General features: G+C 76.8%; 9 protein-coding genes. 8 read left to right on the top strand and 1 reads right to left on the bottom strand.

Annotated features, from left to right (window positions below):
- Positions 1 to 39 precede the first annotated feature (39 nt).
- From DMP15_RS13710 to recD, 5 genes are all read left to right on the top strand, one after another.
- The gene (locus DMP15_RS13710; protein ID WP_073574532.1) at positions 40 to 699 is read left to right on the top strand and encodes a biliverdin-producing heme oxygenase; all 660 of its coding nucleotides are present in this window, start codon (positions 40 to 42) and stop codon (positions 697 to 699) included.
- A 63-nt stretch (positions 700 to 762) separates the two neighbouring features.
- The gene (locus tag DMP15_RS13705) at positions 763 to 2184 is read left to right on the top strand and encodes an SDR family NAD(P)-dependent oxidoreductase (RefSeq protein ID WP_174565855.1); all 1422 of its coding nucleotides are present in this window, start codon (positions 763 to 765) and stop codon (positions 2182 to 2184) included.
- A 46-nt stretch (positions 2185 to 2230) separates the two neighbouring features.
- Positions 2231 to 5608, top strand: a complete 3378-nt coding sequence (recC, locus tag DMP15_RS13700) for an exodeoxyribonuclease V subunit gamma (protein WP_073575249.1) — start codon at positions 2231 to 2233, stop codon at positions 5606 to 5608.
- Positions 5605 to 9090 (top strand): UvrD-helicase domain-containing protein, encoded by a 3486-nt coding sequence (locus DMP15_RS13695; protein WP_337825976.1) that lies wholly within the window; start codon positions 5605 to 5607, stop codon positions 9088 to 9090. The genes recC and DMP15_RS13695 overlap by 4 nt, the downstream gene beginning before the upstream one ends.
- The gene (recD, locus tag DMP15_RS13690; protein WP_083658140.1) at positions 9087 to 11096 is read left to right on the top strand and encodes an exodeoxyribonuclease V subunit alpha; all 2010 of its coding nucleotides are present in this window, start codon (positions 9087 to 9089) and stop codon (positions 11094 to 11096) included. Before DMP15_RS13695 ends, recD begins: the two co-directional genes overlap by 4 nt.
- A 24-nt stretch (positions 11097 to 11120) precedes the next feature.
- On the opposite strand, the gene DMP15_RS13685 is transcribed toward recD, so the two are convergent.
- Positions 11121 to 11948, bottom strand: coding sequence for a DedA family protein (locus DMP15_RS13685; protein WP_337825975.1), 828 nt, complete (start codon positions 11946 to 11948; stop codon positions 11121 to 11123).
- A gap of 164 nt (positions 11949 to 12112) precedes the next feature.
- On the opposite strand from DMP15_RS13685, the gene DMP15_RS13680 reads away from it, so the two are divergent.
- The 3 genes from DMP15_RS13680 to DMP15_RS13670 are packed head-to-tail and all read left to right on the top strand — an operon-like array spanning position 12113 to position 13460.
- The gene (locus tag DMP15_RS13680) at positions 12113 to 12703 is read left to right on the top strand and encodes a GNAT family N-acetyltransferase (protein ID WP_073574529.1); all 591 of its coding nucleotides are present in this window, start codon (positions 12113 to 12115) and stop codon (positions 12701 to 12703) included.
- A gap of 16 nt (positions 12704 to 12719) precedes the next feature.
- Entirely contained in the window at positions 12720 to 13196 is a 477-nt protein-coding gene (locus DMP15_RS13675; protein WP_379673113.1) for an NUDIX domain-containing protein, read from the top strand.
- A gap of 9 nt (positions 13197 to 13205) precedes the next feature.
- Positions 13206 to 13460: a DUF7218 family protein gene (locus DMP15_RS13670; protein WP_073574527.1), complete on the top strand. Its 255-nt coding sequence runs from the start codon at positions 13206 to 13208 to the stop codon at positions 13458 to 13460.
- Positions 13461 to 13476: the final 16 nt, after the last annotated feature.

Here is a 13476-nt window from a genome sequence, read left to right as displayed (position 1 = left end):
CCGTGCCGTCGCACCAGACGTCACGTCACGGGAGGGCCGATGGACGCCACGACCCCCATCACGGGCACGCTGTCCGCCGATCTCCGCCAGGCCACCTGGGCGGTGCACGAGCGGGCCCACCGGTGCAGCTACTTCGGGGCGCTGTTCGACGGTGATCTCCCGTTGGACGCCTACACCCTGCTCGCCGAGCAGTACGTCGCGATCTACACCGCGCTGGAGGAGGCCGGGGACGCCCTGGCCGCCGACCCGGTCGCGGCCCCGTTCGTGATCGACGAGCTGCGCCGGGTGCCCGCCCTGCACGCCGACCTCGACGCCCTCGGCGGCGGCGTCCCGCGGGTCCTGCCCTCCACGGCGGCCTACGTGGCGCGGCTGCGCGAGGCCGCTTCGGACCCGGCGCTGTTCGTGGCCCACCACTACACCCGCTACCTGGGTGACCTGGCCGGCGGCCAGGTCGTCGGGAAGGTCCTGCAGCGCACCTACGGCATCGAGGGCCCCGGGCGGCTGTTCTACGACTTCAGGGCCCTCGGCAGCCCGTCGGCGTTCCGGACCCGGTACCGCGCCCTGCTCGACGACGCGGCCTGGACCCCGGCGCAGCGGGCCCGGCTGCTCGCCGAGGCGGTGCACGCCTTCGAGCTGAACATCGCCGTCCTCACCGAGATGGCCGAGGAGGTCGGGCTCGCGCAGCCGCTGGCGTCCTGAGCCGGAATCGGGGGAACTAGGATCGACGCCCGTCCCCCGACCACCGATCCCAGGAGTGTCCCGGTGTCCAGCCCCGGCATCGACCCGGACGAGCTCGCGACCGCGCTGAAGGTACTGGCCCGGGTCGACGAGCTGCCACCTGAACACCCCGACGCCGTGGTCGTCCGGCGGGCGACCGCGGGGATCTGGAAGTCGGTGCGGCTGCGGCGCCGCGCCGAGAAGCGGCAGGCCGAGAAGTCCTCCGACGAGGCCGTCACCGCCGCCACCGCGACCGGCGCGGCCGGGCGCATCGACGACGAGACCGCCGGCATCCCGCTGGTGTCGACCACCCCCGGCGCGACCGCGGGGACGCTGCACCGCGCCCGCGGCTGCTACGTGTGCAAGACGCGCTACACCGTCGTCGACGCCTTCTACCACCAGCTGTGCCAGGACTGCGCCGCCGCGCACCGTGCCCACCGCGACGCCCGTACCGACCTGTCCGGGCGCCGCGCGCTGCTCACCGGCGGCCGCGCCAAGATCGGGATGTACATCGCGCTGCGGCTGCTGCGCGACGGCGCGCACCTCACCATCACCACCCGTTTCCCGCGCGACGCCGCCCGCCGCTTCGCCGCGCTGCCCGACTCGGCGCAGTGGCTGCACCGGCTGCGGGTGATCGGGGTGGATCTGCGTGACCCGGGCCAGGTCGTCGCCGTCGCCGACGAGGTCGCCGCCGCGGGGCCGCTGGACATCCTGGTCAACAACGCCGCGCAGACGGTGCGCCGCTCCCCCGGCTCGTACTCCGCGCTGGAGGCCGCCGAGCACGAGGAGCTGCCAGCGGGCGAGCTGCCGGAGATCGTGTCGTTCACCAGTGCCTCGCGCGAGCACCCGCTCCTGCTGGCCGGCGCGGTCCCGGGCGGGCGCGACCTGGCCGCGCTGGCGACGACGGCCCGTTCGGCGTCGCCGGAGCGGATGGCCGCCGGCACCGCGGTGGACGCGGGCGGGCTGCTGCCCGACACCGCGGCGGTCAACAGCTGGGTCGACCACGTCCAGCACGTGGACCCGCTCGAGCTGCTCGAGGTGCAGCTGTGCAACCAGACGGCGCCGTTCGTGCTGGTCTCGCGGCTGCGCCCGGCGATGGCGGCGTCGAGCGCCCGCAACAAGTACGTCGTGAACGTCTCGGCGATGGAGGGCGTGTTCGGACGCGGCTACAAGGGGCCCGGGCACCCGCACACGAACATGGCGAAGGCCGCGCTGAACATGCTGACCCGCACCAGCGCGGGCGAGATGTTCGCGACCGACCGGATCCTGATGACCGCGGTGGACACCGGCTGGATCACCGACGAGCGTCCGCACCCGATGAAGCTGCGCCTGGCCGAGGAGGGGTTCCACGCCCCGCTCGACCTCGCCGACGGCGCCGCCCGGGTCTACCACCCGATCGTCGCCGGGGAGGCCGGCGAGGACCTGCACGGAGTGTTCCTGAAGAACTACCGCGTGTCCTCCTGGTAGAGGGGTCCACCCGTCACTGTCGGGGGTCGCCGCTACCGTGCGGTCCGTGCTGGAGATCCATCGGGCCGAACGCGCCGACACCCTCGTCGAGGCGCTCGCCGACGTCCTGGCTGCCGGCTCGGGCGACCCGTTCGCGGCCGAGACCGTCGCGGTCCCCGAGCGCGGGGTGGAGCGCTGGCTGGCCCAGCGGCTCGCGCACCGGCTCGGTGCGGGGACGGGCAGCGGCGGGGTCTGCGCGAACGTCCGGTTCCCGGCGCCGGCCGCGCTGCTCGGCGGGGTCGTCGCGCACGTCACCGGCACCGACCCGGCGACCGACCCGTGGTCGCCCGGCCGGTCGGTGTGGCCGCTGCTGGAGCTGATCGACGAGGCCGTCGCCGCTCCCGGGGACGACCGGTTCACCGCTCTCGCCGCGCACCTGGAGCGGGGTGGGCACGGCCGCCGCTACGCACTCGCCCGCACGCTGGCCGGGCTGTTCGGCTCCTACGCCACGCACCGCCCCGAGCTGCTGCGCCGCTGGCGCGCCGGGGAGGACGCGGTGCCCGCCGACCTGGTGTGGCAGCCGGAGCTGTGGCGCCGCCTGCACGCCGCGCTCGGGGTGCCCGGTCCCGCCGAGCGCCTCGACGACGCGGTGGCCCGCCTGCGCGGAGGCGCCGACCCGGGCCCCGAGGTCGGGCCGCGGCTGTCGCTGTTCGGCCCGACCCGGCTGGCCGCCGAGCACCTGACCGTCCTGGAGGCCCTCGCGGCGCACCGGGAGGTCCACCTGTGGCTACCGCACCCGTCGCCGGCGATGTGGGAGGCGGTGCGCGCCGCGCGGACACCGGGGGTGCCCTCGCGCGCCGCCGACACCAGCGCCGAGGCCGTGCGTCATCCGTTGCTGCGCTCGCTCGGCCGGGACACCCGGGAGCTGGCCCTGCGGCTCCCCGCGGCCGGGCCCGGCGTGACCGACACCCACCACCCGGCCCCCGCCGGGACCGGCGCGCCGACCCTGCTGCGCCGCCTGCAGACCGCCCTGCGCGACGACGCCGTGCCGCCCGCCCCGGAGGACCGTCCCCTGCTCGACGCGGACGACCGCAGCGTCGCACTGCACTCCTGCCACGGCCCGGACCGGCAGGTGGAGGTGCTGCGCGAGGTGCTGCTCGGCCTGCTCGCCACCGACCCGGACCTGGAGCCGCGCGACATCATCGTCATGTGCCCGGACATCGAGGTGTTCGCGCCGCTGATCACCGCCTCGTTCGGCCTCGCCCCGGACGCGGACTCCCCCGACGGTGCGGGCCCCTCCCGCGAGGAGCTCCACCCCGGGCACCGGCTGCGGGTGCGTCTGGCCGACCGCGCCCTGCGCCAGGCGAACCCGCTGCTGGGCACGGTGTCGTCGCTGCTGGAGCTGGCCGGGTCCCGGGTCAGCGCCTCCCAGGTGCTCGACCTGGTCGCCTCCGCCCCGGTGCGGCGCCGTTTCCGCTTCGACGACGACGCGCTGGAGCGGCTGTCCGAGCTGGTCACCGCGGCCGGGATCCGGTGGGGGCTCGACGCCGCGCACCGGCGGCCCTACCGGCTCGACGGGGTCGAGCAGAACACCTGGCGGGCCGGGCTGGACCGGATGCTCGTCGGCGTCGCGATGGCCGAGACCCCGGGCGCCCCGGCCTGGCTGGGCACCGCGCTGCCGCTGGACGAGGTCGACTCCTCCGACGTGGACCTCGTCGGGCGGCTCGCAGAGCTCGTCGACCGGCTCGCGACCGTGCTCGGTGCGCTGCGCGGCCCGCAGCCGCTGTCGGTCTGGGTGGACGCGCTGGTCGAGGGGCTGTCCGCACTGACCGACACCACCCCGACCGACGCCTGGCAGGCCGGGCAGGCCCGCGCGGAGCTGGCCGACGTCGTCGCCTCCGCGGGGCCGCAGGCCGCCACGGTCGACCTCGACCTGCCCGACGTGCGCGGCCTGCTCGCCGAGCGGCTGCGCGGACGGCCCAGCCGGGCCAACTTCCGGACCGGCACGCTGACCGTCGCGACGCTGGTGCCGATGCGGGCCGTCCCGCACAAGGTCGTGTGCCTGCTGGGCTGCGACGACGGGGTGTTCCCCCGCGCCGGCGCCCCCGACGGCGACGACGTGCTGGCCCGCGACCCGGTCGTCGGCGAGCGGGACCCGCGTGGGGAGGACCGCCAGCTGCTGCTCGACGCGATCTGCTCGGCCACCCGACACCTGGTGGTGGTGTCCTCCGGGGCCGACGAGCGCACCGGCGCCGACCGGCCGCCGTCGGTGCCGGTCGGGGAGCTGTGCGACGCGATCGACGCCTGCGTGCGGACCGGGACCGAGGCGACCGCGTCGCAGGCGCTGCGGGCCCGGCACCCGCTGCAGCCGTTCGACCGGCGCAACTTCACCTCCGGCGCGCTGCTGGCCGCCGGGCCGTTCAGCTTCGACCGGGCCGCACTGCGCGGTGCCGAGGCCGCGGCCGGGCCGCGCACCGTGACCCCGCTGTTCGGCGCGGACCCGCTGCCCCCGCCGGAGGACCCGCCGGACGGGGTGGTCGAGCTCGACGAGCTGGTCGCCTTCGTCGAGCACCCGGTGCGGGCGTTCCTGCGCCAGCGGGTGCGGGTACTGCCGCCGGAGGAGAACGTCGAGCCCGACGACGCGCTGCCGGTCGAGCTCGACGGCCTGGCCACCTGGAAGATCGGGGACCGGCTGCTGACCGACCGGCTCGCCGGGGCGGCACCGCAGGCCGTCGCCCGGGCCGAGACGCTGCGCGGTGACCTGCCGCCCGGCGGGATCGGACACCGGGTGCTCACCGAGGTCGGCGGGCAGGTCGAGCCCCTGGTCGCCGTCGCCGCGGCGGTCGCGACCGGCGAGGCGGGATCGCAGGACCTCGTCGCGCAGCTCACCGGCACACCCGAGGACGGCCGCGCCGTCGCCGGGACGGTGCCGGGCCTGCACGGCGACGTCGTAGTGCGCGTCGAGTACTCGCGGCTCAAGGCCAAGCACCGGCTGCGGGCGTGGGTGCAGCTGCTCGCGCTCACCGCCGCGCACCCCGCCCGGTCCTGGACGGCGGTGACCGTCGGGCGCGGCCCCGGCGGCGCGGCCCGCTCGGTGCTCGGCCCGGTCGACCCGGGTCTCGCCCGCCGCACCCTGGCCGACCTGGTCGCGCTGCGCCGCGAGGGCCTGCGGGCGCCGCTGCCGCTGCCCACCGACGCCGCCGCCGTCTACGCCCGCAACCGCGCCCGCGGGGTGGTCCCGGCCAACGCGTTCGCCGCCGCGGAGAGCGAGTGGTCGCGCTTCGAGCACGCCGAGGCCCCGCACGTCTTCGTCCGGGGCGCCGCGGGCGGCCCGCTGGTCGTCCGTCCCGAGCCCGGCTCGGGCGGGGAGCCCACCCGCCTCGGGGAGCTCGCCGTCCGGCTGTGGGCACCGCTGCTCGACCACGAGAGGCAGGACGCGCCGTGAGCACCACCAGCGTGTTGTCGGCACCGACCTTCGAGGTCGACGGGCCGCTGCCGACCGGCACCGTCGTGCTGGAGGCGAGCGCGGGGACGGGCAAGACCTACACGATCGCCGCGCTGGCGACCCGCTACGTCGCCGAGGGCGTCGCGGACCTGGACCGGCTGATGCTGGTCACCTTCGGCCGCGACGCCACCCAGGAGCTGCGCGAGCGGGTCCGGGAGCGGCTGGTGGGCACCGAGCGGGCGCTGGCCGCCGTGCAGTCCGGCGCCACCCCGCCGACGCCGGAGGAAGACCCCGTGGTCGCGCACCTGGCCGCCACCGACCCGGCCGAGCTGGAGCGGCGCCGGGCCCGGCTGGCGACGGCGACGGCGTCGTTCGACGCGGCGACGATCGCCACCACCCACCAGTTCTGCATGCAGATGCTGGCCGGGCTGGGCGTGGCCGGGGACAACGACCCGGACGCCGAGTTCGTCGACCACGTCGACGACGTCGTCACCGAGGTCGTCGACGACTTCTACGTGCGCAAGTACGCCGCCCCGAACGCGGGCCGCCCGGCGTTCGACCGGGCCGCGGCCCTGGCGCTGGCCCGCCGCGCCGTCGGCGACCCGCAGGCCGAGCTGGAGCCCCGCGACGCCGACCCGGCCACCCCGGCCGCCACCCGGTACGGCTTCGCCTCCGCGGTGCGCCGCGAGGTCGACGCCCGCAAGCGGCGCTCGCGCATCTACAGCTACGACGACATGCTCACCCGCCTCGCCGCGGCGCTGCGCGACCCGGTCCGCGGCCCCGCCGCCCGGGAGCGGCTGCGGTCGCGGTTCTCGGTGGTGCTCGTCGACGAGTTCCAGGACACCGACCCGCTGCAGTGGGAGATCCTGTCCCTGGCGTTCCACTCCGCCCCCGACACCACGTTGGTGCTCATCGGCGACCCGAAGCAGGCGATCTACGCCTTCCGCGGCGCCGACGTGCACAGCTACCTGCGGGCCGCCGACGCGGCGGCGACCCGGCGCACCCTCTCGACCAACCGCCGCAGCGACGCGGCCCTGCTCACCGCGCTGGACGGGGTGTTCGGCGAGGCCGCCCTCGGGGACTCCGGGATCGTCGTGCACCCGGTCCGGGCCCACCACACCGGGCGGCGGCTGACCGCCCGGCACGACGCCCCGCTGCGGCTGCGGCTGGTCGACCGGGACCGGCTCGACCTGACCGGGCGCGGGCTGGCCCGGGCCAAGGGCGCCCGCGCCGTGGTGGCGCGTGACGTCGCCGTCGACCTGTCGCAGCTGCTCGACGGCACCGCCCGCTTCGCGGGGGGACGGCTGCGCCCCGGGCAGGTCGCGGTGCTGGTGCGGACCAACGCCCAGGGCCTGCTGGTGCGCGACGCCTGCGCCGAGGCCGGGGTGCCCGCCGTGCTCACCGGCTCCACCAGCGTGTTCACCACGCCGGTCGCCGCGGAGTGGCTGACGCTGCTGGAGGCCGTCGAGCAGCCGCAGCGCTCGATGCGGCTGCGCGCCGCCGCGCTGACCCGGTTCGTCGGCCACACCGTCGCCGACCTGTGCGGGCCCGACGCCGAGGGGCTGGTCGACCAGCTCGGCGCGGACCTGCGGGCCTGGCACCAGGTCCTCGCCGAGCGCGGGGTCGCCGCCCTGCAGGAGGCCGTGTTCGCCCGTTACGCCCCGGCCGAGCGCCTGCTGCGCAGCCCCGACGGCGAGCGCGACCTCACCGACGTGCGCCACGTCGGCCAGGTTCTGCACTCCGCGGCGCTGGAACGCCACCTGGGCCCGACGGCGCTCACCGAGTGGCTGCGGCACCGGATCGGCGAGGCCGCCCGCGACACCTCCGCCGAGCGGAGCCGGCGGCTGGAGTCCGACGCCGACGCCGTCCAGATCGTGACGGTGCACCGGTCCAAGGGGCTCGAGTTCCCGGTGGTGTACCTGCCGTTCGCGTGGGACCGCTGGGTCGACGACCGGCCCGAGACGCTGCTCTACCACGACACCCCGGCCGGTGCCGGCGGCCAGCGCCGGCTCCTCGACGTCGGCGGGTCCACCGGGCCGGACCGCACCCGGCGCACCGCGCTGCACCAGGCCGAGGAGGCGGGCGAGGACCTGCGGCTGCTGTACGTGGCGCTCACCCGCGCCTGCAGCCAGGTCGTCGCCTGGTGGGTCCCGGGGACGACGACGGCGGCGGCGTCGCTGCACCGGGTGCTGTTCGGGCACGCCGGGCCCGGCGCGGAGCCGGAACCGACCGCGAAGGTCCCCGGCGACGCGAACGCGCTGGCGTTCCTGCGGGAGCGGCTCGCCCCGGCCGGCGCGTCGGTGGAGACCCTGCACGACGGCGACCCCGCCGACCGCACCCCGGTCCCGCCCGACGCGGGGCTGGCCGTCGCGACGTTCACCCGCACGCTGGACACCGCGTGGCGGCGCACGTCCTACACCGCGCTGACCGCGGCCGCGCACGCCGCGCACCACCCGCACCCGGCCGTCGACGCCGAGCCGGAACCGGCCGCGACCGCGCCCGGGGTGCTGACCGAGCCCGAGGACGAGGGCATCGTCGACGAGCCCGACCCCGCCCCGCTGCCCGGTGCGGCCCCCACCGGGGACGCCACGGCGGGCGCAGCCGGCCCCGCGGCGTTCCCCTCCCCCATGGCCGACCTGCCCTCGGGCACCGGGTTCGGCACCCTGGTGCACGCCGTGCTGGAACACCTCGACACCCGCACGGCCGCCCAGGGCGACGCCGCGCTGCGGGCCGAGGTCGTCGCGCACGTCACCGAGGAGCTGCGCCACCAGCCGGCCGACCTCGATCCCGACGAGCTCGCCGACGCGCTCGTCCCGGTGCTGCGGACCCCGCTCGGGCCGATCGCGTCCGGGCTGGCGCTGGCCGACGTCGCGCCGGGCGACCGGCTGTCCGAGCTGGACTTCGAGCTCCCGCTGTGCGGCGGGGACACCCCGACGGGGCGGCTCACCCTGGCCGGGCTGGCCGCCGCCGTCCGCAGGCACCTCGCGCCCGGCGACCCGCTCCACGGCTACGCCGACCTCCTCGACTCCCCCGACCTCGCCGGACAGCCGCTGCGCGGCTACCTGACCGGCAGCATCGACTCGGTGCTGCGGGTCCGTGACGGCGCCGGGGAACGGTTCCTCGTCGTGGACTACAAGACGAACTGGCTGGGCCCGGTCGGCCCGTCCGGGCGCGACCCGCTGACCGCGGCGCACTACACCGCCGACCGGCTGGCCACGGCGATGGCCGACGCGCACTACCCGCTCCAGGCGCTGCTCTACGCCGTCGCGCTGCACCGCTACCTGCGCTGGCGGCTGCCCGACTACGACCCGGACACCCACCTCGGCGGGGTCGGCTACCTGTTCCTGCGCGGTATGTGCGGGCCGGACACCCCGGTCACCGGGTCCGGACCGCTGGCCGCGCCGTGCGGCGTCTTCGCCTGGCGGCCACCCGCCGCCCTGGTCGGGGAGCTGTCGGACCTGCTGGACGGAGGCACCCCGTGACGACGACCGCACCCCCCACCCCGGCGGCGACGGCGCCCCCGGCCCCCGAGCGGGACCCGTTCGGTCCGCGGGCCGCCCGCACCGCGACCGGGGTGCTCGCCGCGTTCAACGAGGCCGAGATCCTCGCGCCGGGCGACGTGCACGTCGCCCGGAGGCTCGCCGCCCTCGGCGGGCGCGGCGACCCGACCGCCGCCGACGACCCGACCGCCGCCGAGCCCGAACCGGTGGTGCTCGCCGCCGCGCTGGCCGTGCGCGCGATCCGCAACGGGTCGGTCTGCGTGGACCTGGCGAGCGCCGCGGCCACGACCGCGGGCGAGGGCGAGGTCGCCGTCGACGTGTCCGGGCTGCCCTGGCCGGAGCCCGCGACGTGGCGCGCGGCCTGCGCGGACAGCCCGCTGGTCGCCGTCGGCGAGGACGGCCCCGCCGGGCGGCCGCTGCGCCTGCTCGGGAACCTGCTCTACCTGGAGCGCTACTGGCAGGAGGAAGAGCTGGTCCGCCGCGAGTTCACCGCGCGCGCCGGACCGGTCGCGACCGTCGACCCCGACCGGCTGTGCGCGGTGCTGGACCGGCTGCTCGGCGACGCCGGCGCCGAACGGCAGCGCCTCGCCGCCGCGGTCGCCGCGCTGCGGCCGGTCACCGTGATCGCCGGCGGCCCCGGCACGGGCAAGACGACGACGGTCGCGGCCCTGCTCGCCGTCCTGCACGACCTGCACCGCGCGACCGCCCCGCCCGGGGCACCGGGTCTGCGGGTGGCGCTCGCCGCGCCGACCGGGAAGGCCGCGGCCCGGCTGACCCAGTCCGTCGCCGAGGCCCACGGGCGGCTGCCGGAGACCGACCGGGCCGCCGTCGCGGGGGCGACGGCGTCGACGCTGCACCGGCTGCTGGGCTCGCGGGGCACCTCGGGCCGGTTCCGCCACCACCGGGGCAACCGGCTGCCGCACGACGTCGTGGTCGTCGACGAGACGTCGATGGTGTCGCTGACGATGATGGCGCGGCTGCTGGAGGCCGTCCGACCGGACGCCCGGCTGGTGCTGGTCGGGGACCCGGACCAGCTCGCGTCGGTGGAGGCCGGTGCGGTGCTCGGCGACCTCGCCGCCGCGGGCGGCCGGGCCGAGCCCGCCCTGCAGGACGCGCTGAGCGCCTGCGGGGCGTTCCGCGTGGACCGGCCCGTGCCGGCCTCCGGCGCCGCGGGCGCCCCCGCGCCCGCCGAGCCGGGCCCGCCCGTCGTGGTGCGCAACGGGGTGGTGCGGCTGGAGCGCAACTGGCGCTTCGACGGCACGATCGCGGACTTCGCGGCGGCCGTGCAGGGCGACGATCCCGACGCCGCCGTCGCGCTGCTGCGCCGCGGCGCGGCCGACCTGTCCTTCGTCGACGGCGACGCGGCCGAGCTCGAGCCGCGCCGGCTGGACACGTTCCGCCAGGACGTGACCCGGGCCGCGGTGGACGTGATCGGGGCCGCCGAGGCCGGGGACGCCGAGCAGGCGTTGCGGGTGCTCGACGACCATCGCGTCCTCTGCGCGCACCGCCGCGGCCCGCACGGGGTGACCCGGTGGACCGCGGAGATCGAGCGATGGATCGAGACCGAGCGCCCCGGCTTCGCCGCCGAGGCCCCCTGGTACCCGGGCCGCCCGCTGCTGGTCACCACGAACGACTACGACCTGGGCCTGTTCAACGGTGACACCGGCGTCGTGGTCCGGACCGCGTCGGGGCGCCGCGCGGTGTTCGCCAGGGACAACGCTCCTGTCGCATTCGAACCGGCACGCCTCGGCGGCGTCGGCACCGTCCACGCGATGACGGTGCACCGCAGCCAGGGCAGCCAGTTCAAGCGGATCACCGTGGTGCTGCCGCCCGCGGACTCGCCCCTGATGACCCGCGAGCTGCTCTACACCGCCGTCACCCGGGCCAAGGAGTCCGTGCGGATCATCGGCACCGAGGAGGCGGTACGCGCCGCGATCGGCCGCCCGGCCGGCCGCGCGAGCGGCCTGCAGCAGCGGCTCGGGACCTGATGTCCCGAGCCGGCGTGGGCACCGTCACGCGGCGGGCGGGGCCTGCTGCTTCTGCCTGCGGCTCGCCTGGACCGACACGAACACGACCAGCGCCAGGCTGATCCACAACGCGTACTTGTCGACGGCGAGCACCACGTCGACGGCGTCCTGCCCGAGGCCGAACCCGAGCCCGGCGACGAGCCCGGTGATCAGCGCGGCGCCGATCGCGTCGAAGAGCAGGAACGTCGCGAGCCGCATCCTCCCCAGTCCGGCGACCGCGAACACCGCGGCGGCCGGGATGCCGGGCAGCGCGGCCGCGACGACGGCGATCGGCATCGCCCACCGCGGCCAGCTGCGGATCCGGCCGACGAACCGCTTCGCGAGGTCACCGGGCGCCCACAGCGCGACGATCTTCTCGCCCCACCGGCGCCCGGCCAGCCAGAACAGCCAGTCGAACTTGATCATTCCGAACTCCCCGGCGGTGATGACGACCCACAGGTCCGCCTCGCCGATCCGGGCGAACGCCGCGCCCGCGCCGACCGCGGAGAGGCTGCCGGTGACCGCGGCGAGCCACACCGGGTGCGACGCCAGCAGGAACGGCCGCAGCGGCATCGTCACCAGCATGAACACGAGCAGGCCGAGCGTGGAGAAGACGAGCACCTTGTCGCCGCGCGACATCGGGTGGTCCCACGGCATCGCGTCGCGCCAGGCCTGCTTGCCCGCCTCGATCTCCTCCGGGCTGTAGTCGCGCCGCCACCACCGGGTCCGTGCGGGAGCCGCTCCGGGGTCGGCCGGGGCGGATCCGTCCCCGTGGTCCGCGGCGGACCCGCCGTCCCCCGTCGGTGCGGCCCGCCGGGTGTGGTCGCTCGTCATCGTCGTCCCCCTCGTCCGATGGCGTTCCATCGGAACACGACCCTAGGCGGGCCGGGGTACGGCCGGATCCGCAGCGAGGACGAGATGCCCACCGTCCCCGTCCTCGTCCGGGCGGAGGAGGACACCGCTCGGCGGCGGGCCGCGGCGCGGCTACGCTCGCGCCCGTGCCGCCGTCCGTCACACCGGCCGACGGGCCGTCGCTCGACGCCCCCGTCACCCTGCGCCCGTTGGTGCGGGCCGACCTGGCCCTCCTGCGGCGCTGGCTGGCCGCGCCGCACGTGCACCGGTGGTGGTTCCACGAGACCACCGACGAGGCGCTCGAACGCGACTTCGGGGCGGGGCTGCGCGGGGAGGAACCGGGCGAGGACCTCGTCGCCGAGCTCGGTGGTGTCCCGGTCGGGCTCGTCCAGCGCGCCCGCTGGCACGACTACCCCGAGGAGGTCGCCGCGATCGCGCCGATCCTGACGATCCCGGACGGTGCGCTGACCGTCGACTACCTCATCGGGCCGGTGGAGCTGACCGGGCGCGGGCTGGGCCCGCGGATCATCGCCGCCGCCGTCGCCGAGGGCTGGGAGCGTTACCCGGAGGCGACGGCGGTGGTCGTCCCGGTCGCGGCGGGCAACCGCGCGTCGTGCCGGGCGCTGGAGAAGGCCGGTTTCCGCCGGGTCGCGACCGGCGAGCTGCCCCCGGACAACCCGGCCGACCCTCCGCTGGCCCACGTGCACCGGCTCGACCGGCCGGCCCGTCTGGGATGATCCCCGCGTGCCTCCCGTGACCAGCGCCGGACTCCTGCTGCACCGGGCCGGGCCGGGCGGCCCTGAGGTGCTGCTCGGCCACATGGGTGGGCCGTTCTGGGCCCGCAAGGACGACCATGCCTGGTCGATGCCCAAGGGCGAGCACGGCCCCGATGAGAACCCGCTCGACGCCGCCCGCCGCGAGTTCACCGAGGAGATCGGCGCCCCGCCGCCCGACGGCGAGCCGGTCGGGCTCGGCACGGTCCGCCAGTCCCGCAAGACCGTCACCGCCTTCGCGCTGGACGGGTCCGGCTTCACCGGCGCCGACGCCGTCGCCGACCGTCCCGACGACGGCAGCTGGGTCGAGCTGGAGTGGCCGCCCCGATCCGGGCGCACCCTCCGCTTCCCCGAGCTGGACCGCGCGGCGTGGTTCGACCTCACCACCGCCCGGGAGAAGATCGTGAAGGGGCAGGTGCCGCTGCTGGACAGGTTGGCCGAGCTGCTCGGCGGGTAGTCGACCGCCATGGCGAGCAGCATCAAGGACGACGAGATGTACGAGCGCCTCCGCGAGGAGGGCAACTCCAAGGAGAAGTCCGCGCGGATCGCGAACGCCGCGGCCGCCGAGGGACGCGACACCGTCGGCAAGCGGGGCGGCGAGCACGGAGACTACGAGAACCAGACCAAGGACGAGCTCTACGCCCAGGCGCAGAAGGTCGGCATCGAGGGCCGCTCGGACATGACCAAGGACGAGCTGATCGAGGCCCTGCGGAAGCACTGACCGGCGGCCTGGCAGG

The organism is Pseudonocardia sp. UM4_GMWB1, from assembly GCF_017312155.1.
Lineage (GTDB): Bacteria > Actinomycetota > Actinomycetes > Mycobacteriales > Pseudonocardiaceae > Pseudonocardia > Pseudonocardia alni.
This window is presented reverse-complemented; position numbering and strand designations above follow the sequence as displayed.